The sequence below is a fragment of the Pseudoalteromonas arabiensis genome, from assembly GCF_001550155.1.
In the GTDB taxonomy this organism is placed as follows: Bacteria; Pseudomonadota; Gammaproteobacteria; order Enterobacterales; family Alteromonadaceae; genus Pseudoalteromonas; species Pseudoalteromonas arabiensis.
Window position 1 is genome coordinate 696971 of the sequence record NZ_LRUF01000008.1, and the last position, 19240, is coordinate 716210.

The window sequence follows — 19240 nt, forward strand, 5'->3', positions numbered from 1 at the left end:
TTCCCGATTGCTAATCAGCCTAGCGCGATCAAAAAGAAAACAAAAATTAAACAATAAATTAACATTTAGAATGGCGGGATTTTCCTAAAATGCTTATTTTTTAGTAGGTTAAGAAAATAGTATGATAGATAAAGCTTAAAGATGGCGTGAAATTGTAAAAAATTAATTACAGATCATTAACAAATTTACTACATTAGTCCCTTTTTTATTGATTATTTCTTAGCGTTGTTTAATTAGCTCCCCATTCATCTCCTGTCCGTTGAGCACTTTAAAGCTGGGTACATAAATTGCAACGTCGACAAAGACTTTAGCTTATAGGATTAACTATGTTTAGCGAGCTGTCGCAGAGCGAATGGGTAAACAAACCATGGTTGCTAATAATTGGTGGCACTACCCTAGCTGCTATTATCTTGTATATAATAAGGTTTTTAATTGTTTACTGTTTAAAGAAGTGGACTAGACGAACAGACTTTGTATTCGACTCACTACTTGTTGACTCACTTATTACTCCGCTTACCTTGTGCACAATGATGGTGCTTGTGATCATATTTGGGCAGTTATTAAGCATCACCGGATTTATGACAAAACACCCCCTGCCTATTTCAGCCACTGCTAAAACAATATGCATTATTGCGTTTGTACTGTTTCTAGATCATTTTTTATTTGGCACAGTTGATTATTATAGTGCGCGTTCCGCAATGATATCGAATAGCCATAGCATTATTAAAGGACTCATACGCTGTGTGATTGTATGTGTTGGCCAGCTGGTTTTAATGGGTACTTTGGGTATATCAATCACACCTATTATTGCATCACTCGGTATTACGTCTCTTGCTGTTGCACTCGCTTTGCAGCCTACACTTGAAAACTTCTTCTCTGGCGTTCAATTGGTGATTGATAAACCGATTCGGGTGGGTGACTTTATAGAGCTTGAAAGTGGCGACCAAGGCTTTGTCGAGAAAATTGGTTGGCGCTCAACTTGGGTAAAAATGTTGCCAAATAACATGATAGTCATCCCCAACAGTCAGCTGTCTAAATCACGCATCATTAATTACTTTTACCCCGAAAAAGAGCTCAGTGTAGCTGTTGAAGTGGGTGTTCATTATGGCTCAGATCTAGAAAAAGTTGAACAAGTGACACTGGATGTAGCAAGGCAGGTTTTAAAAAGTCACAAATGGGGCGTAGCTGACTATGATACATTTGTGGTATTTCATACCTTCGATCAATCAAGCATCAATTTTACCGTGATGCTAAGAGCAAAAGAATACTTCAATCGATTTTGGGTAAAATCTGCGTTTATTAAGGCACTGCACACGCGTTACGCTGAAGAAGGAATTGTAATCCCTTATCCGATAAGGGCTATTAATACGAGTCAGGAATCGGCACAATTAAAAAAAGCGGATTGACCTAACTAAACTAATCCTCAGCGCACTTCTAGTCAGGTTTATTTTGTCTCTTTTGAGACATTTTTAACAGCAATTATACAATTGCAATCAGCCACCTGAATTTTTACTCTAAAATATCATAAAAATCGCATAAACACTGTGACATACATGAGATAGAGGCGTACCATATGCGGCCAGAAAGTGACAACTTTCTGCGTCTTGTTATACAAATATTTAAGGTCAAACAATGAATGCTTGGTACCTCATTTGTTTTCTTTCAGCATTAGCTATTTTTATTGCTTTTGCTAACCAATATATCCTCAAAATGCAAACCACAATTGCTATAACAACAGGCTCTGTTGTTATTTCTTTACTGCTTATACTTGCCGTTAAAATGCTCGGTGATAGCACCGCCCTCGAAATGACCCAAATAGTCTCTAGTATCAACTTTAATCAGTTGCTATTAAAAGGCATGCTCGGGTTTTTACTGTTCGCAGGTGCACTTGAAATCAACTTAGCAGCCCTTCGTAAACAACGTTGGGAAATAACCGCATTAGTGCTATTTTCAACCATTACCTCCACGGTCATTGTTGGCTACTTAAGTTACTACTTATTTGCTTTTGTTGGCTGGCCAGTGCCATTTATTTACTGCTTATTATTTGGTGCATTAATCAGCCCAACCGACCCAATTGCTGTATTAGCCATTATTAAACAAATGCGAGCCCCAGAAGGTATTTCTGTGCAAGTTGAAGGTGAGTCTTTGTTTAATGATGGTATTGGCTTGGTGATTTTCACTACCATATTTTCAGTTGCATTTTATGGTACCGAAGCTAATTTTACCGACATTGCTGAGCTATTCTTAGTCGATGCTATAGGTGGCATTGCATTTGGTTTAGTGATTGCTTTAGTTGGACATTTTTTAATTATTAATAGCCGCGATGTGAATATTCGCTTGTTATTAACGCTCACCATTCCAACCGCTGGCTTTGCTGCTGCAAATATTTGGGAAATCTCGGGCGCACTGGCGATGGTAACCAGTGGTATTTTACTTGGTAATATCACTCGCTCAAAAGCCACAGAGCGCACGGGTCCTGAAGATACTCGCTACGTAAAAGACTTCTGGCATGCCACCGATAGCTTTTTAAATGCCTTGCTGTTTCTGATCATCGGTATGCTCATTGTCACCATGCCTATCACACTTGAAGAGATTGGCCTTGGTTTACTTATGGTACCTGTGGTGCTATTGGCGCGCTTTGTAAGTGTGGGTGCACCGTTTGTGTTCTTTAAAAAATACCGTCAATACGACAAGCACTCGGTGAAAATCCTCACTTGGGGGGGCTTGAGGGGTGGTTTAGCGTTGGCGATGGCCGCAGCTATTCCACGTGATCAGGTGATGATTGCTGGCTCTGACTTGCACAATTTAATTGTAATTGTCACCTATGTGGTGGTAATCTTTTCGATTATCGTACAAGGCTTAACAATTTCACCGCTGATTCAAAGTAGTATTCAATCAGCACAGGCAAAGTCTTAAACATTGCTTTAAAACCATAAAGGCTCGTTTATCGAGCCTTTTTTACGTTTCTTGCACATACAACCACCAGCAGCTAACTTTTTAGTTACTAAATAAGACCGCAGACGAGAAAAATTCGCTATGCCCACGTATCAAGATGCTGATTGCCTTCTTCATCTTCTTCGGTGGTGTTTTTATTATTTTTATCCGCTTTTTGGGCTGTTTTTTTTCGTAACTCAATCTCTCTTTTTTGTCGCTTTTCAAGCTCAATTCGCTGCACGTTCGCATCTTTTACCCCAGCAATATGAAACGCGCCTTTACTTTCAAGTTGTAGGCGAGTTATACGCCCTAAAAAGGGGATCATGATATCCATATGTGCCTCCAGCTGTACCTGCTACCTATCCATTATATATCGACCGTTATAAGATATACTTTAATTTCGCAAAAAAATGCTTGCCAAAGATTAGCAAAGCATGTTTATCTATATACGTAACTTATTTAAACAGATTTACGCACTGGTTTATACAAACGAGTGCAACACAGGAAAAATTATGCGCTTCAATCTGACAACTATCCATCATCACCATCATTCATCGGAATAGCCTGTCAGGTTTTTCGCTGAGAGGTTATTCCTAAAAGGAACCTCTGGCGAGCAATCAACCAAATTATTTATTTTCGCCCTGAGGTTCCCTCGGGGTTTTTAGTTTTTGAATTAAAGGAAAATGAATAATGAGCAATACCAATCGTTTACGAATCGCCATCCAAAAAGGCGGTCGCTTATCAAAAGACTGCCAAGAGTTACTAAAGCAACTTGGTGTTAAATTAAACCTTCGTGAACAACGTTTAATTGCCCACTCTACCAACATGCCAATTGATGTGCTTCGTGTACGCGATGACGATATTCCGGGTCTTGTCATGGACGGTGTGTGTGACTTAGGTATCGTTGGTGAAAACGTACTTGTTGAAGTACAAGCCGAACGCGAACGCCAAGGCGTGGCATTTGAAGTAAATAAACTTTCTAAACTTGATTTTGGTTACTGCCGCCTAGCACTTGCATGGCCACAAGAACTTGGCCCGCAAGATAAAAGCTGGTTCGAAGGTAAACGCATTGCCACTACTTACCCAGAAATCTTAAGCCAATATCTAAAACGCGAAGGCATTAACGCAAGCACAGTCATGTTAACGGGCTCTGTTGAAGTCGCACCGCGTGCAGGTCTTGCTGATGCTATTTGTGATTTAGTGTCTACTGGTGCAACGTTAGAAGCAAACGGCTTAATGCAAGGCGACACCATCTTAGAATCAAATGCATGTTTAATTCAGAATAAAGACCTCACTGATCAAAGTAAGCTTGATTTAATCAATACGCTAATGCCGCGTTTACGTGGTGTTCGTCAAGCTAAAGAAAGTAAATACATCATGCTACACGCACCAAAAGCAAAGCTTGATGAAGTGTGTGACTTACTACCGGGTACTGGCCAACCAACTTTACTATCGCTTGCAGGTAGCGACGATTATGTTGCGTTGCACATGGTTAGCAGCGAAACTCTATTCTGGGAAACAATGGAACAGTTAAAAGCACTGGGTGCCAACTCAATTCTTGTTATGCCAATTGAAAAAATGATGGAGTAATTATCCATGTTTCGCTGGAATGAGGAAAATCAACAAGCACAGCAGGCGGTACTTACCCGCCCTGCTGTTACTGCCAGTAAAGAGGTTGAAGCAATTTGCATCGACATCTTAAATGCAGTCAAAACAGACGGTGACGCAGCGTTATTAAAGATGGCAAAAGAGTTTGATAAGCGCGAAACACCTCGCTTATTAGTGCCAATTGAAGAAATTAATCAAGCTGAGCAGTTATTATCAAACGAGTTAAAAGCCGCCATCGAAACGGCCTATGCCAATGTAAAACGCTTTCACCAAGCACAATTACCTAAAGACATTAAGTTAACCACGCAACCTGGCGTATTGTGTGAACTTAAATATCAAGCCATTGAAGCGGTGGGTATTTACGTGCCAGGTGGCAGTGCACCATTGCCATCGTCAGTGATCATGCAAGGGGTGCTTGCACAGTTAAGCGGTGCACAAACCGTTGTGCTTACTACACCTGTAAAAGCAGACGAAACAATCAACCCTGCCATTTTATATGCAGCAAAACTATGTGGTATTAAAACTATTGTAGAAAGCGGCGGCGCAGGTGCCATTGCAGCAATGGCATACGGCACAGAGTCAGTGCCTAAAGTGAACAAGATTTTTGGCCCAGGAAATAGTTTTGTCACCATGGCAAAACAACTCGTTGCGCAAACTATTCCGGGCATGGCGATTGATATGCCTGCTGGCCCCTCTGAAGTGTTAGTGATTGCTGATGAGCGTGCAAATCCAGAGTTTATTGCGGCAGATTTATTATCGCAAGCAGAGCACGGTGCAGATTCACAGGTTATTTTACTGTGTAATAGCGAACGCATCATTGAAAAAACACAGCAAGCATTAACTGAGCAGCTAGCAAAGTTAAGTCGTAAAGACACTGCCGAGCAAGCGCTTGCAAACTCAAGCTTGATATTAGTGGACTCGGTTGAGCAAGCCTTTGCAGTGTCTGCACAATATGGTCCTGAGCACCTTATTCTACAACTTGCTGATGCGCAACCTTATTTAAGCTTAGTAAAAAATGCCGGCTCAGTATTTGTCGGTGATTACACTCCGGAGTCTGCCGGTGACTATGCATCTGGCACGAACCACGTACTACCAACGTATGGTTACAGTGCGACCTATTCGAGCTTAAACTTACTGGACTTCTTTAGAACTTACACAGTACAAACCATCAGCAAAAATGGCTTACGTGAATTATCTAAAGCAATTTTACCTTTAGCTGCAGCAGAAGGGCTTGATGCTCACGCGAATGCTGTTTCAATTCGTCTTGAGGCTATGAACAATGAGCGATAATTCAAAAATAACGACACTGTTGCCAGATAACATTGCAGCGCTTACAGCCTACAGTTCGGCGAAAAGTGAAAAGCTGACAGGCACAACGTGGTTAAATGCCAATGAAAGCCCGTATTCACGTACGCCAAATATCAATTTAGCAGATTTAAATCGCTACCCAGATCCGCAGCCTCAGCAAGTGATCACTCGTTACGCTTGCTATGCTAATTTAGAGCCTGAGCAAGTACTAATGACTCGCGGCGCTGACGAAGGTATCGAACTATTAGTACGTACTTTTTGTAGCCCTGCTAAAGATAGCATTGCACTCTTTTTGCCAACTTACGGCATGTACAAAGTGACCGCTGATACCCACAACATTGCAATTAACGGTTTAACTCAAGAGCTGTTATTAAAAGGCACGGTTGATGAGATTGTCACTGCGGTTGCTGACTCAAAACTGGTATTTATTTGTAATCCAAATAACCCAACCGGCAGCATGACAAGCCAAGACAAAATCAGAAAAGTCACCCAACAACTTGCGGGTAAAGCGATTGTCGTGGTGGATGAAGCTTATATAGAATTTTGCCCAGAGCAAACTGCGGCAAGCCTGATCAACGAGTTTAGTAACCTTGTGGTACTAAGAACCTTATCAAAAGCATTTGCACTTGCAGGCTTAAGAACAGGCTTCACCTTAGCCAACAGTGAGCTGCTTGCGCCTATTCGTAAAGTGATTGCGCCTTATCCTGTATCAACGGTGGTTGCGAGCATTGCCGCAGATGCATTAAGTAGTGACAACATCGCTTCAATGCGCCGTCAGGTGACAATTCTAAATAGCTTAAAAGCCAAACTAAAAAGCTGGCTTGAGCAATCACCTGCCGTTATCAAAGTACTGAGCGGTGAAGGTAACTTTGTCACCTTAAAATTAAAAGACAAACAATCATTTAATATCGCACTTGAGCAAGGGCTCGTGATGCGTGCCTTCACCTTATATGGCGAAAATGATTGGTTACGAATTTCTATCGGTAACGAGCAAGAACTAGAACAAGTAAAAGTATGGTTAGATGGTTTATCACTGACCAGCAAAACAGTAGAACAGGAATTATCATGAGTAACCCGTATTTATTTATTGACCGCGATGGCACGATTATCGAAGAGCCTATCACCGACAAACAGGTTGATAGCCTCGAGAAATTAGTATTTTTGCCGAATGTGATCCCTGCTCTATTACAACTTCAAGCGGCAGGTTACCGCCTGGTGATGGTTTCAAACCAAGATGGTTTAGGCACAGATAGCTTCCCTACCGCTGATTTTGATATTGCTCAAGACAAGATGATGGATATCTTAAACAGCCAAGGGATTAAATTTGATGAAGTTCTGATTTGCCCTCACTTTGATGAGCAAAATTGTGACTGCCGTAAACCAAAAACCGGCTTACTTACTGAGCTGATGCGCTCAGGTAAAGTCGATTTAGCGCGCTCTTTTGTGATTGGCGACCGCCAAACTGACATCGGACTTGCCAATAACTTATGTTGTGAAGGCATTTTGTATGACGGCAGCTGGGATGCCATTGTTACCAAGTTGACAACTGCGAACCGTGAAGGTCGTGTCACTCGCAACACCAAAGAAACACAAATCGATGTGCAAGTTAATTTAGACCAAACAAAAAATGGCGAAATTAGCACAGGCCTTGGCTTTTTCGATCACATGCTTGATCAAATTCGCACACACGCCAATATCGGACTTAATATTCAAGCCACTGGCGACTTACATATTGACGAACACCACCTTGTTGAAGATATCGGCATTGCACTTGGCCTTGCCCTTAAACAAGCACTAGGTACAAAAACGCAAATTGGTCGCTATGGTTTTGCACTCCCTATGGATGAATGTAAAGCTGAAGCGCAAATTGACTTATCAGGCCGCGCCTCGTTTGTATTAAATGCTGATTTTAGCCGTGAACAAGTGGGCGACTTAGACGTACAAATGGTTGAGCACTTCTTTAAAAGTTTGAGTGATAATGCCGCCATGAGCCTAATTTTGTCGGTTAGCGATGGTAACTGTCATCACCAAGTTGAAGGCCTATTTAAAGCGTTTGCAAGAGCACTTCGCGCTGCGATTGCAAAAGATGCTTCGCAACAAACTGCCAGCTCTAAGGGGTGTTTATGATTGCTATAATTAATACCGGTTGTGCGAATATTAACTCTGTTCGTTTTGCCTTTGAACGCTTAGGTGAAACACCAGAGGTGATCACCTCCCCTGAGCAACTAAAAGGCTTTGAACGTGCGATTTTACCCGGAGTAGGTCATGCTTCTGTTGCCATAAAACGCCTAAAAGACGGTGGCTGGCAGCAAGCAATTGATGAATATCAGCGCCCGCTGATGGGCATTTGTTTAGGCATGCAATTACTTTGCGACAGCACAGAAGAAGGCAACGTTGATTGCCTTGGTAAAATTCCAGGTATTGTTAAGCACTTAGATGTAGGTGAATTAACTTCACCGCACATGGGCTGGAACGACCTAAGCGTGTTAAAAGAGCATGCCCTTACTAAGGGGTTATCAGCGCAAGATCAAGTGTACTTTGTGCATAGCTTTGCTCATACAGTGAACGATGCCACCCTTGTTAGCGGTGAATACGGGCAAGCTTTTTCAGCAATTGTTGCCAAAGATAACTACGCAGGCATGCAGTTCCACCCAGAACGAAGCGCCAAAGTAGGCACGCGACTTTTACAAAACTTTTTAGATTGGCAGCTGTAAGCGCAGCAAAAAATAAGAGAAATAAACGTGATTATTCCAGCACTCGATGTATTACAAAACCAAATTGTGCGCTTATACCAAGGTAAGTATGATACCGCACAATTTTACCCTTACGAACTTGGCGCACGCTTACAAGAGTACGCAAACAGCGGCGCAGGCAAACTGCACCTAGTTGATTTAGAAGGCGCGCGCGATCCAAATAAAAAACAGTGGCAGCATATTCAAGCCGCAACTAAAGCGCTTAATGTGCCTTATCAAGTGGGCGGCGGTATTCGCTCTGAGCAAGATGTTGCTGACTGGCTTGAAGCCGGAGCTAATCAAGTCGTAATTGGCTCAATGGCCGTTGAAAAGCGCGAGCAAGTACAAGCATGGATTGAAAAGTTTGGCAGCTCTCACTTTGTTATCGCACTGGATGTTAATAAAACTGACAACGGCTGGGCGCCAGCAACACATGGTTGGTTAAGTGAATCTGAGTTTGGTTTGTTCGAACTTGTTGATTTTTACGTGGCACTGGGTGTGGTTGATTTTCTGTGTACTGATATCAGTAAAGACGGCACCATGACCGGCCCTTCATTTGCACTTTATGAAGATTTAACCAACCACAACAGCGAGATTAAAGTTCAAGCATCAGGCGGTGTAAGTTCACTCGATGATATTGCTAAGCTGAAAAAACTGGGCGTTGGCGGTGTTATCTTAGGTAAATCATTACTTGATGGTGCCTTTAATGTTGAGGAGGCGTTAGCATGTTATCAAAACGCATAATCCCTTGTTTAGATGTAAAAGATGGCCAAGTCGTTAAAGGCATTAAATTTAAAGGCCATGAAGTGGTTGGTGATATTTTAACGCTTGCCAAGACTTACAGCGATGCCGGTGCGGATGAACTAGTTTTTTATGAAATCAGTGCCAGCGTCGAAAAACGCCTACTTGATGTTAATTGGGTAGAGAACATTGCGCGCCATATTGATATTCCATTTTGTGTGGCGGGCGGCATTAAATCTGTTGCCGATGCCGCTCGTGTTTTAGAACGTGGTGCAGATAAAATCAGTATTAATAGCCCAGCTATCGCTCGCCCAGAGCTAATCAAAGAGTTACACGATGAGTTCGGTAAACAATGCGTAGTTGTGGGTATTGATAGTTTTTATGATGAAAAAACTGGTGAGTATTTGGTGTACCAGTTAACTGGCGACCCAAATGCAACAAGCCGTACTCGCTACAAAACCGAAGAATGGGTTAAGCGCGTGCAAGACCTAGGTGCTGGCGAAATCGTCCTTAATTGCATGAACCAAGATGGCGTTCGTAAAGGCTACGACAATGTTCAGCTATCAAAAATGCGTGCACTGTGCGATATTCCACTGATTGCTTCAGGTGGTGCAGGGACAATGCAAGACTTTGTTGATGTATTTGGGCAAAGCCACGTTGATGGTGCGCTCGCTGCCAGCGTATTTCACAAGAACGTCATTGATATTGGCGAACTAAAACAATTTTTAATCGATAATAATGTAGCGGCAAGACTATGCAATTAACCAAAGACACTCTTACTCAAGTCGATTTTGCCAAAAGCGAATTGATCCCAGCTATCGTGCAAGACGCACGCACTGGGGTTATTTTAATGCAAGGCTTTATGAATCAAGACGCATTAGCTGCCACTTTCGACAAACAAAAAGTAACTTTTTACTCGCGTTCTAAAGAGCGTTTATGGACCAAAGGCGAAACATCAGAAAACTACCTTGAAGTAGTTTCTGTGCACACCGACTGTGATTACGACTCACTATTAGTGCTAGCAAACCCACTTGGCCCAACATGTCACTTGGGTACACAAAGCTGTTTTGGCAATGATGCAAAACCTAGCTTATCGTTTTTGGGCGAGCTTGAACAAGTGATTGTCTCGCGTAAAAACGATGATCCAAGCAAGAGCTATACTGCGTCTTTATTTGCAAAAGATTTAAGCCGTAGCTGTCAAAAAGTGGGTGAAGAAGGTGTCGAAGTTGCCCTTGCAGCCATGAAACATGATAACGATGAATTAACCAATGAATCGGCAGACTTACTGTATCACTTAACCGTGTTATTACAGCGCCAAGGCTTATCATTGGCCGATGTGGTGAGCTGCTTACAAGGCCGTCATAAGTAAATGAAGTACATTAAGATGCACCTTTTCAGGTGCATCTTAAATCTTATTGCCTAAGTGCTTTTAAAACATCACGGGTAAAGTCATGTTCATTAAAGCCTTTAAGACCCGCAAGATCATACCCTCGCCTAACAATAACTAGCTGCTCACTTGGAATAATCACCAAATATTGACCACGGTTGCCTCGCGCTGCGATGGTATCGTTTGGTAGTTCTGGGAAGCGCTCGTTATAAAGCCACCACTGCGCGCCGTATCCAGGTGCAGTTTCTGGGGGCTGAGCAGGGGCTGGTTTACTAATATAACTTAACCAATCTTTTGGTAATATTTGCTCACCTTGCCAACGACCATTATTTAGATGTAATAGTCCTAAACGAGCAAGATCTCGTGAGGTCGTCCACACTTGCGATGACAAAATAAAATCACTTTGCCAGTCAGATTCTAAAAAAGTATGCTGCATACCAATTTTATCGAGTAAGTTTTCATACGGATAACGTAAGTAACTCGCCTCATCGTTGAACGTTTCTCGTAAGGTCCGTAGCGCTAACATGGTGTCGTTATTGGCATATTTCCAGCGGCTGCCAGGCTTTACTTCAAGCGCAGTATGCGTTGCAGTATCAGACACTAAACCGCCCCCCATATACACACGATCCGTCCGGTTACCCGCTTTATTACTGTCTAAGCCTGATGCCATATGAAGCAAGTTTTCCAAGGTAATTTCACCTCGTGGGTCAAGCGGATGAGACCAATTTTTAAGTCCTGCTGGCTTAGTAACATCAAGTCGTTTTTGCTCTACCGCCACACCAATGATGCTCGCGCCAATACTTTTTGCAACGGACCAAGTACGCTGAGCAGTTTCTGGGGTAAAACCTGCCTTATATTGCTCTGCTAAAATCGCCTGAGGGCTCGCTATTAATATTGCTGAAGTACGTGCTCCTTCGCCATAATGACGTGTAAAAGCCTGAGCAATAACCCCATCAAGCGCCTCATTGCCCGTTGCTTTATTAACACCATTTAGCGTTTGCCAAGGCTTACCCTCATCCTTTTGGTAAGCTAAGTTTTCTTTAAACGGCGCTTGCACAAGTGATGCAGATTCTAGGCTAGCCCCTACCGGCAAATCAACACAGCCTAAACGAGGACGCCACACGGATATGCGCTGCTTATCTTTATCATAATCAACAGTGACTCGCTTATGCTCGGTATCAATGTTCGCTTGCAGTGTTTTTACCGTGGCTGCGATTAAAGGATAAATCCCCGTAAGTTCATCTGTAACGATTTGCTCAGTCGTTTTGCCAGCATTAAACGTGGCACTACAGGAAAAATTGGCGACGTACCCAGCAGCGTACGCGTTTAAGGTTGTTTCTGTTTCTTCACTACAAACAAAAAAGCTGGTGCACAGCAAAGCACTTAGGAAGGTTATTTTTTTCATTATTACTCCTTGGAGGCCAAAAAGTTTAAATTAGCAAAAGAAAAAAATAATGATATATTTTTACGGCAGTATTAACGCTTTTAACGATAAGAAGCTGGATACTAACAAAATAAACAAAGCAGAATTATTTTTTAAAAAGTTTTTAAATTGTTTAAACCTTTTATACCAGCACCTGCGACTAAGCTAATAACACCATACATATGAAAGGGAAGAACCATGTTAAGTACAGTAAAAACACTCTCGCTAATTGCTGCAGGTTTATTGTCAGCACACACATTTGCTTGGGGTGAAATGCCTTTGCAAACAACTAAAAACCTCACCCTTGATGCAGCATCATTAACCGCATTAAAAGTACAAGCTGGCTCTGGTTTTTTACACATTACCGGCACTGACGGTGATGAAGTGAGCGTTAAAGCCGAGATTTATCAAGAAAAGCCTCATGATGAATATTGCCTAACGCTTGAAGCTAAAGATAAGAGTGCTGCGCTTAGTGCAGGTCAATGTGAATATCAAACCAACAAGCAAACTCGCATTGACTTAACCGTTGCGATCCCTCGCTCATTTAATGTCGATGTGCATGATGGCTCTGGTGAGATTATTATTAGCAAAGTCGCTGATACAGTGATCAACGATGGTTCTGGTTCAATTACAGCGAATGACATTGCAGGCAGATTAGAAATCAATGACGGTTCAGGCAGCATAGATGCGCGTAATATCAGCGGTGATATTAAAATTCATGACGGCTCAGGCAATATTGATGTTGTAAAAGCTCAAGGCAATATCGAAGTACACGATGGTTCGGGTGGAATTGATTTAAATGATATTTCGGGTGATGTAGTCGTTTCAGATGGCTCTGGTAGCATCCGCGTTGATAATGCGGCAAACTTTGAGTTATTAACTGATGGTTCTGGCTCAGTAAAAGTAACTAATATTACTGGTAAAACGAAGATTTAGCGCTGTATTACTATTACTTTAAAAAGCGGTGCTAATTTGCAGCACCGCGCTTACTATTTATTCTATCCCGCCAATTTTTTATAGTGGCTAATTATCTTTTTCCGGTCATCCTCAGCAAATATTTTCAGCGGGATCTTACGCGTGATCGTTTTTTCCTTTGCCGCAACTTCTAAGTGCAAAAAATCTTTTATTATTTCAGCGGAGTTTATATCTTTGTTTTTGATAAACCACCTTGGTCTTGCAATAGCTAACTTGACCTCTGAGTAGTCTTTATAAAACCTCACTGCCTCTAACTTACTATGAAAGAAAAATATGGCTATCATAAAAATACCCATGCCGATTAAATGTGGCACAATAAGTAGTCCTATTACCAATGCGGCAATGCCCATATATAACAAAATGTTTTTATGTTTATCAGCAACGCCAAATGTTTCAAGCGGCTCGGCTGTAGCATCATATTCACTCACTACGTAAACTCCTTAAGAAATCACGTTTAATTTCATTATCCATCTCACTTCTCAAAGCAAAAACCCCGAGTGCGCCAATAGGCACAAAAACAACACAACCTAGCATTCCTGTGTAAGCTAACCATTTATTTTTAAAAATAAAATACAACCCCCCAAATAAAGATAACAGGATAGCTGGAGCAAAAATCAGTGCTAATGTCTGATAGTTCGGATCTTGATATAAAATGATAATTGCAAAGGTTTGGATCAATATCGTGAGGGTATATAAGTACTTCATCTAATTCCTTTAGTTTGAAAGTATGCGTCCAGCAATAGGCGGCAATTCTATACACGTTAGTGAAAAAGTAAATATCTGTGTATTAGATCAAGCCTAATTAATTCAAAACTAATATTTTTATGTCTTTCATAGCATTTTTACAAGGGCTTAGGTATCCTTTATAAAACGTTTAAGGAACTGCTATTTAAAAGGATAGCCTGATATGAAAAAGCCACTCGCCGCTTTACTAACCAGCCTTGTTTTAACAGGTTGTACGGGACTGACAACTGAACAACAAGCTGCCATTGATAACTTAACCCCTTGCGAGAAAATTAACGCCCTATTAGGTGCTTACGACAACCGCTTTGAAGGCTTAAAACGTAGCCGTGTAAACACTAAATACATGGAAACATGGACAGCAAAATACAACCTTATTGCTGATAACTGTCAAATTACCGCGCTTGATAAAGACAATGTCACCTACCGCTGTGTAGGCAACTATGAGCAACAGCAGCAAGCTGTGGCCGATCACACTCGTGCGGTTAATTTTACTCAAGCGTGTTTAGCTGGTAATAATTGGCATCAAACACAAAAAGAGTCAGCTGAATCGTTGCGCACGACCTTTGTGCTTGACGAAAACAACCCTGTTATCTCAATTCATTCGGGTAAAACCTTATCACGTAAACAGCCTTGGTCTACCACTCTTGAAATTGGTAAACCCGTTGAAGGCAAATAAAATACCCTTGAAGGCTAATAAAATACCCTTGAAGGCTAATAGACAATAGCCTTCTCATCACTATGACAAATTCAAAAAAACCAACCAGCCAATTCAAAACAGATTGCATCGGCCAATGTCATCGCCTTAATGGCTATTGTACAGGCTGTGGTCGCAGCAATGATGAAATTTTTGATTGGATCATTTTATCCGAGCAAGAAAAACAAACAATTTTAAATACCCCTCGCCCTGACATAAAAAATAAATAGTACTGACATTCAAGCGTCATTGACGATTGCTAGCCTGCTTTAAACGGCTATTTAGGTGATTATCATGACCGCTATTTTTGTAATTAATTTAGCAAGCTCTACTGAACGATTAAACCGTGTTAGCCATGAGCTAAATGCACAAAATTTGGCATTTGAACGCCTTGATGCAATTGATGGAAGAGAGCTGTCTGATACAGAGATAGCTAAGCACTATAGTGCTGATTTAAACCTAAAAAAATACCATAAGCCATTGAGTAAAGGTGAAATTGGTTGTTACCTGAGCCACCGAAAAGCATGGCAAACAATAGTCGATAGACAACTCGACTACGCTATTATTTTAGAAGATGACTTTGTTCTTGACCGCTCCATTCACAGTGCAATTGAAAACATTAATAGGTTACAGCAGCCTTGGCAGTTAATAAAATTGGCTGCTTACAAAGACCGTCAGCGCGACATTGCTTTTACCAAACCCCTAGCTGATGAGCAGCATTTAGTCATTCATAAAAAGCTGATGTCTGGCTGCTGTGCAACAGCTGTTAGCTTGGCCAGTGCAAAAGCGCTGTTAAAAGCCACTGCCACATTTGGCCGTCCCGTTGATTGCGATTTACAGCACGTTTGGGAAACAGGCGTTTATGGTTACTCTTTGCTGCCCTACCCGGTATCGCAACCTGAAAATTCACAAAGCGATATTAGGGATAGATCAGACAAAGTTAAAAAGTCATTTTGGCGACGTAAAAAGCAGCAACTCCACAGTGCATTATTAAACACAAAGTACACTAAGCAGTTTGTGAAAGCGCAGCAAACACCAAACAAAAAGAAAGGAGCCGCAGCTCCTCTCTTACCAGTCAAAAATCATTAAACATTAAATTGGCTGTTATTTTTCTTGGTTTGGGTGATCAACACCCATCCATGCTTTAAACAATGCCATTTGAGCGGGTGTTGCATCTTTTAATGCTTTTACCTTTTTCTCTTTATCAAAGTCTTCGCTCAGTGTCAGCGTCGTGCTTTGCAGGGCATCACGTCTAATGAAATCAACAGTCACGGTGTCGCCTGCTTTAAATGTTTCAAGGCTAGCTGTTAAATCTTTACCAACATGCTTTTTGTTGAATGCAACAATTTTGTCATCTGTCGTTAAACCCGCTTGCCAAGCAGCACCACCACGGCGAACGTGAGTCAAGGTAAGTAACTCACCACTGTTTTTAGCGAACGAATCAATACTCGGTACTGATTTTGCCCCTTCAGGGCGAATTAAACCTAAACCGACTTTTTCAAGCAATGCATCGAAGTCGATAGCTGCTGGTTCATCCACATTCGCTTGCCACCAAGCGCTGTAATCGCGACCTGTAAGCTCTTTTAAAATCGCTTTAACATCATCTGGTGTAAAACCATCTGGTAAACGGTGCTTGTTGTAAAGTGCACGGTGAACATCACGGTAGCTAATTTTGCCATCGCTTTTTTCAAGTAAATCAATATCAAGCGCCATTGAAATCAATGACCCTTCTAGATAGATATTAGTGCTGTAGTTGCGAGCGTGGTCGCCGCCTTGGTTGATCCACTTATCAAAACTGGTTTCGGTTGCGCTTTGTACTTCGCGACCCGGTGTTTGTAAGTGACGATTAATCGTTTTAGTTAGGGTATCAAAAAACTCATCGGTTGTTTCAATACCCGAGCGCACCATTAAGTGATCTTCAAAGTAGCTGGTTGAGCCTTCTGCTATCCACAATGTTTTCGTGTAGTTAATATTTGTGTAATCATAAGGGGCAATCCCCTTTGGACGATACGCTTTAACATTCCACGTATGAATAAATTCGTGGGCAGCAGTGCTAATAAACGCGAGGTAATCTTTACGAGAACCAAAACGGTCACGTGGACGCTGGATAATGGTTGAGTTTAAATGCTCTGTTGCACCGCCTGCACCTGATGTGGCATGTACCATAAATACATAACGTTCATACGGGTAGCTATCCCAAATAACATTGCCAGTTGCCACTAGCTTTTTAAGATCGGTTAGCATTTGGTCTACGTCGTAGTTGCCATCACCCCAAATAACGAGTTCGTATTCACGACCATCAACAGTGAACTTGTGTAGCTCATTGATACCACTTTCAATTGGCGAATCTACTAAGATGTCGTAATCAGCGGCTTTGAAGCTATGTTTAGAACCCGCATTTTCCATACCTGACACTGAACGCCACGCTTTTGGTACGTTTAGATTCACAGTAACAGGGTCTTGGCGAAATGATTCACTGAACATGAAGAAGCCCGAGGCATCAATAAATGCATGGCTATCATCAATGTGACGAGCACGCTTACCAAGCTCATTGGCATAGACTTGGTAATCAACATTTACTTGCGTTGGCTCATTTAGGTGAACACGCCAAGTGCTGTGGTCAATTTTTTCCCACTTTAACGCTTTACCGTCATCATCTTTTGCATCGAAAAAGCGTACGCCATTGGCAAGATTTAAAATTTCGTAACGACCTGTCCGCCAAGCGGGAAGTTTAATATCCAAATGTGCTTGTGCAGTTTCAGGAAACTCAACACGCACATTACCTAAATGGTGTTCAGGTTCAGTAATAGACAGTGAATAATTAACATCAGCAAATGCACTGCTTGAGCACGCCGCTAATATTGACATGGCCAACAACTTTTTCATAATAACTCTTTTTTCTTAGTATCAAAATTACAAGCTAGCCTACCAACTGAGTAAAAAAATGTGAATTAAAAACCGATAAAGTCCCAATGCAATAAGCTTGATAAACAAATTCGCTAAGTTTTTGACTTCGCGCCTACATTTCGCATTAATTTGTTGTAAACTTAGGGTATTGAAATTTGAATCTAAATGGCGGTATTACTCGGTGCAACAGCAGCATGATGTTCTTAATAAAAAGTTAAAACAAGCGATCGACGCACGCATGGTCGTCGAAGACGCTCGTAAGCATCAAGTTGAATTGCTCTCACAGTTTGCGGCAAAATTATCGCTCAGCTGTAAAGGGCTAGACATTGAACTAGACAACCGTCTTGCCAAATACCGTAATGCATTAAGAAAAGGGGTAGACTTTCAGCTACTCGAACCCTTCATCAACGATATTCTTGGGCTGTTAAAAAATCAAGAAACGAAACAAATGGCGCTACAACGCGAGTTGAACGACACTGTCCTTGATGCCGGTAAGCAACTTCAAAAAGTAAAAGGTTTACCAGACGATGCGCGCAGAACACTTCGTCATTTACTCGATCATGAATTAAATAATATCCAGTCAAATCATGACTTTGTTCCATTACTTTCAAAGTTGATTGTAATCTACCATCAAGCATTGCAAGCGAAACTCTCCACAGCAAATGAAGCTGAGGCACTCATAAAGCCAGAACTTGCCAAGCAATTAATGCTACTTGCTAATGACCTTGTGCTAGAAGATGAAAGCGCTGAACAAATAAAGAGTATAAAAAACAAAATTACCTACAATGACAGTGTTGATGATCTGCTAGATACAGCAATCGATATTATCACTATCATTACACGTAATATGAGCAAAGAGCGCCAATCTGCGCAAAGCTTTTTAATCTCATTAAACCAAACAATCGAAGACCTACATCACTCGATTGTATCAACCAGCAAGCACTCAGAATCACTCAGTGCTGAATATGAAACGCTCAATAAGCAAATAGAAAGTAAAATTAAAAACTTACATAAAAAAACACAAGATGCGACATCTATTTCAGTGCTTAAAGAGTTGGTAGAAGAAGAGCTAAAATCACTAAGTGATGACTTAATTGCAAAAGAAAAGCTTGAACACTCTGAACGTGAAAACTTATTAGCTAGTTTCAACGATATAAATAGTCGAATTGGTCATTTAGAATCTAAACTGACCACTTACAAGCAGCGTTTGAATGAACAAAGGTTCAAAAGCTTGCTTGATGGGTTGACTAAGTTACCTAACCGCGCTGCATTTGATGAGCGCTTTAATCATGAATTTCATTTATTTGATGCCCATGAATCCGACCTGACTTTGGTTGTGATTGATGTCGACCATTTTAAATCAATTAATGATAAATATGGTCATAGTGCAGGCGATAAAACCTTGCAAGTTATTGCTAAAGCTTTGCAAAAATCAATTCGTAAATCTGACTTTATTGCCCGTTATGGCGGTGAAGAGTTTGTCATGTTAATGACAGGAGTGTCTCTTGAAAATGCATCATTACCGCTTGAAAAACTGCGTAAAACGATTCAAGCCATTCCATTTAAATTTAAAGATACTCAAGTTGAAATAACCATTTCAATTGGTGCTACACAACTTAAAAAAGGTGACACACCTATTATCGCATTCGACCGTGCTGACGATGCACTCTATAGTGCCAAGAACGAAGGGCGTAATAGAGTGTGCGTCAGTCGATAAATGAATTATACCAATTTACTTAATTAATTGGGCAACCTACCCCTCAAAATGATTAAGTATTATTGCGAAA

At 41.3% G+C, this 19240-nt stretch carries 20 protein-coding genes; 15 read left to right on the plus strand and 5 right to left on the minus strand.

The genetic code is table 11. The features are described 5' to 3' along the window. The first annotated feature begins 326 nt into the window (after positions 1-326). Together PAARA_RS05700 and PAARA_RS05705 are read left to right on the plus strand one after the other, a co-directional pair. Positions 327-1406 (plus strand): mechanosensitive ion channel family protein, encoded by a 1080-nt coding sequence (locus PAARA_RS05700; protein ID WP_083515263.1) that lies wholly within the window; start codon positions 327-329, stop codon positions 1404-1406. A 226-nt stretch (positions 1407-1632) separates the two neighbouring features. Beyond that, positions 1633-2916, plus strand: coding sequence for a cation:proton antiporter (locus PAARA_RS05705; RefSeq protein WP_062568087.1), 1284 nt, complete (start codon positions 1633-1635; stop codon positions 2914-2916). Positions 2917-3034: 118 nt separating this feature from the next. Here PAARA_RS05705 and PAARA_RS05710 read toward each other — a convergent pair whose 3' ends face one another. Next, a complete protein-coding gene (locus tag PAARA_RS05710) occupies positions 3035-3268 on the minus strand; it encodes a hypothetical protein (RefSeq protein ID WP_062568088.1) in 234 nt (77 codons plus the stop codon). A gap of 356 nt (positions 3269-3624) precedes the next feature. Here PAARA_RS05710 and hisG point away from each other — a divergent pair, with 356 nt between their 5' ends. From hisG to hisIE, 8 genes are read left to right on the plus strand one after another with little or no spacing between them, the layout of a single operon-like run. Next, positions 3625-4524, plus strand: coding sequence for an ATP phosphoribosyltransferase (gene hisG, locus PAARA_RS05715; RefSeq protein WP_054563881.1), 900 nt, complete (start codon positions 3625-3627; stop codon positions 4522-4524). A gap of 6 nt (positions 4525-4530) precedes the next feature. Next, the gene (gene hisD, locus PAARA_RS05720; protein WP_062568089.1) at positions 4531-5832 is read left to right on the plus strand and encodes a histidinol dehydrogenase; all 1302 of its coding nucleotides are present in this window, start codon (positions 4531-4533) and stop codon (positions 5830-5832) included. After that, on the plus strand, positions 5822-6919 hold the full coding sequence (hisC, locus tag PAARA_RS05725) for a histidinol-phosphate transaminase (RefSeq protein WP_062568090.1): 1098 nt from the start codon (positions 5822-5824) through the stop codon (positions 6917-6919). The genes hisD and hisC overlap by 11 nt, the downstream gene beginning before the upstream one ends. Next, positions 6916-7977 (plus strand): bifunctional histidinol-phosphatase/imidazoleglycerol-phosphate dehydratase HisB, encoded by a 1062-nt coding sequence (gene hisB, locus PAARA_RS05730; protein WP_062568091.1) that lies wholly within the window; start codon positions 6916-6918, stop codon positions 7975-7977. The genes hisC and hisB overlap by 4 nt, the downstream gene beginning before the upstream one ends. Further along, the gene (gene hisH / locus PAARA_RS05735; protein WP_062568092.1) at positions 7974-8564 is read left to right on the plus strand and encodes an imidazole glycerol phosphate synthase subunit HisH; all 591 of its coding nucleotides are present in this window, start codon (positions 7974-7976) and stop codon (positions 8562-8564) included. The genes hisB and hisH overlap by 4 nt, the downstream gene beginning before the upstream one ends. A gap of 27 nt (positions 8565-8591) precedes the next feature. After that, the gene (locus PAARA_RS05740; RefSeq protein WP_062568093.1) at positions 8592-9326 is read left to right on the plus strand and encodes a 1-(5-phosphoribosyl)-5-[(5-phosphoribosylamino)methylideneamino] imidazole-4-carboxamide isomerase; all 735 of its coding nucleotides are present in this window, start codon (positions 8592-8594) and stop codon (positions 9324-9326) included. Continuing rightward, complete coding sequence (hisF, locus tag PAARA_RS05745) at positions 9308-10087, plus strand: imidazole glycerol phosphate synthase subunit HisF (protein WP_062568094.1); 780 nt, start codon at positions 9308-9310, stop codon at positions 10085-10087. Before PAARA_RS05740 ends, hisF begins: the two co-directional genes overlap by 19 nt. Next, on the plus strand, positions 10078-10692 hold the full coding sequence (hisIE, locus tag PAARA_RS05750) for a bifunctional phosphoribosyl-AMP cyclohydrolase/phosphoribosyl-ATP diphosphatase HisIE (protein ID WP_062568095.1): 615 nt from the start codon (positions 10078-10080) through the stop codon (positions 10690-10692). Before hisF ends, hisIE begins: the two co-directional genes overlap by 10 nt. Before the next feature lie 43 nt (positions 10693-10735). Here hisIE and PAARA_RS05755 read toward each other — a convergent pair whose 3' ends face one another. Beyond that, positions 10736-12115: a serine hydrolase domain-containing protein gene (locus tag PAARA_RS05755; protein WP_157066168.1), complete on the minus strand. Its 1380-nt coding sequence runs from the start codon at positions 12113-12115 to the stop codon at positions 10736-10738. Between the two features lie 216 nt (positions 12116-12331). Between PAARA_RS05755 and PAARA_RS05760 the strand changes: the two genes are divergently transcribed. Beyond that, complete coding sequence (locus PAARA_RS05760; RefSeq protein ID WP_062568097.1) at positions 12332-13069, plus strand: DUF4097 family beta strand repeat-containing protein; 738 nt, start codon at positions 12332-12334, stop codon at positions 13067-13069. Positions 13070-13131: 62 nt separating this feature from the next. Here the strand turns inward: PAARA_RS05760 and PAARA_RS05765 are convergent, their stop codons facing one another. Together PAARA_RS05765 and PAARA_RS05770 are read right to left on the minus strand one after the other, a co-directional pair. After that, a complete protein-coding gene (locus PAARA_RS05765; protein ID WP_062568098.1) occupies positions 13132-13536 on the minus strand; it encodes a hypothetical protein in 405 nt (134 codons plus the stop codon). Continuing rightward, entirely contained in the window at positions 13529-13813 is a 285-nt protein-coding gene (locus tag PAARA_RS05770) for a hypothetical protein (protein ID WP_062568099.1), read from the minus strand. Before PAARA_RS05770 ends, PAARA_RS05765 begins: the two co-directional genes overlap by 8 nt. Before the next feature lie 202 nt (positions 13814-14015). Here PAARA_RS05770 and PAARA_RS05775 point away from each other — a divergent pair, with 202 nt between their 5' ends. The 3 genes from PAARA_RS05775 (at position 14016) to PAARA_RS05785 (ending at position 15635) form a co-directional block, all read left to right on the plus strand. Beyond that, complete coding sequence (locus PAARA_RS05775; protein ID WP_062568100.1) at positions 14016-14528, plus strand: hypothetical protein; 513 nt, start codon at positions 14016-14018, stop codon at positions 14526-14528. Positions 14529-14590: 62 nt separating this feature from the next. Beyond that, on the plus strand, positions 14591-14776 hold the full coding sequence (locus tag PAARA_RS05780; protein WP_062568101.1) for a DUF1289 domain-containing protein: 186 nt from the start codon (positions 14591-14593) through the stop codon (positions 14774-14776). Between the two features lie 64 nt (positions 14777-14840). Then, positions 14841-15635: a glycosyltransferase family 25 protein gene (locus tag PAARA_RS05785; RefSeq protein WP_062568102.1), complete on the plus strand. Its 795-nt coding sequence runs from the start codon at positions 14841-14843 to the stop codon at positions 15633-15635. 15 nt (positions 15636-15650) lie between these two features. Here PAARA_RS05785 and PAARA_RS05790 read toward each other — a convergent pair whose 3' ends face one another. After that, a complete protein-coding gene (locus PAARA_RS05790; RefSeq protein ID WP_062568103.1) occupies positions 15651-17432 on the minus strand; it encodes a M61 family metallopeptidase in 1782 nt (593 codons plus the stop codon). 202 nt (positions 17433-17634) lie between these two features. Between PAARA_RS05790 and PAARA_RS05795 the strand changes: the two genes are divergently transcribed. Next, positions 17635-19170: a GGDEF domain-containing protein gene (locus PAARA_RS05795; RefSeq protein WP_338053560.1), complete on the plus strand. Its 1536-nt coding sequence runs from the start codon at positions 17635-17637 to the stop codon at positions 19168-19170. Positions 19171-19240 lie beyond the last annotated feature (70 nt).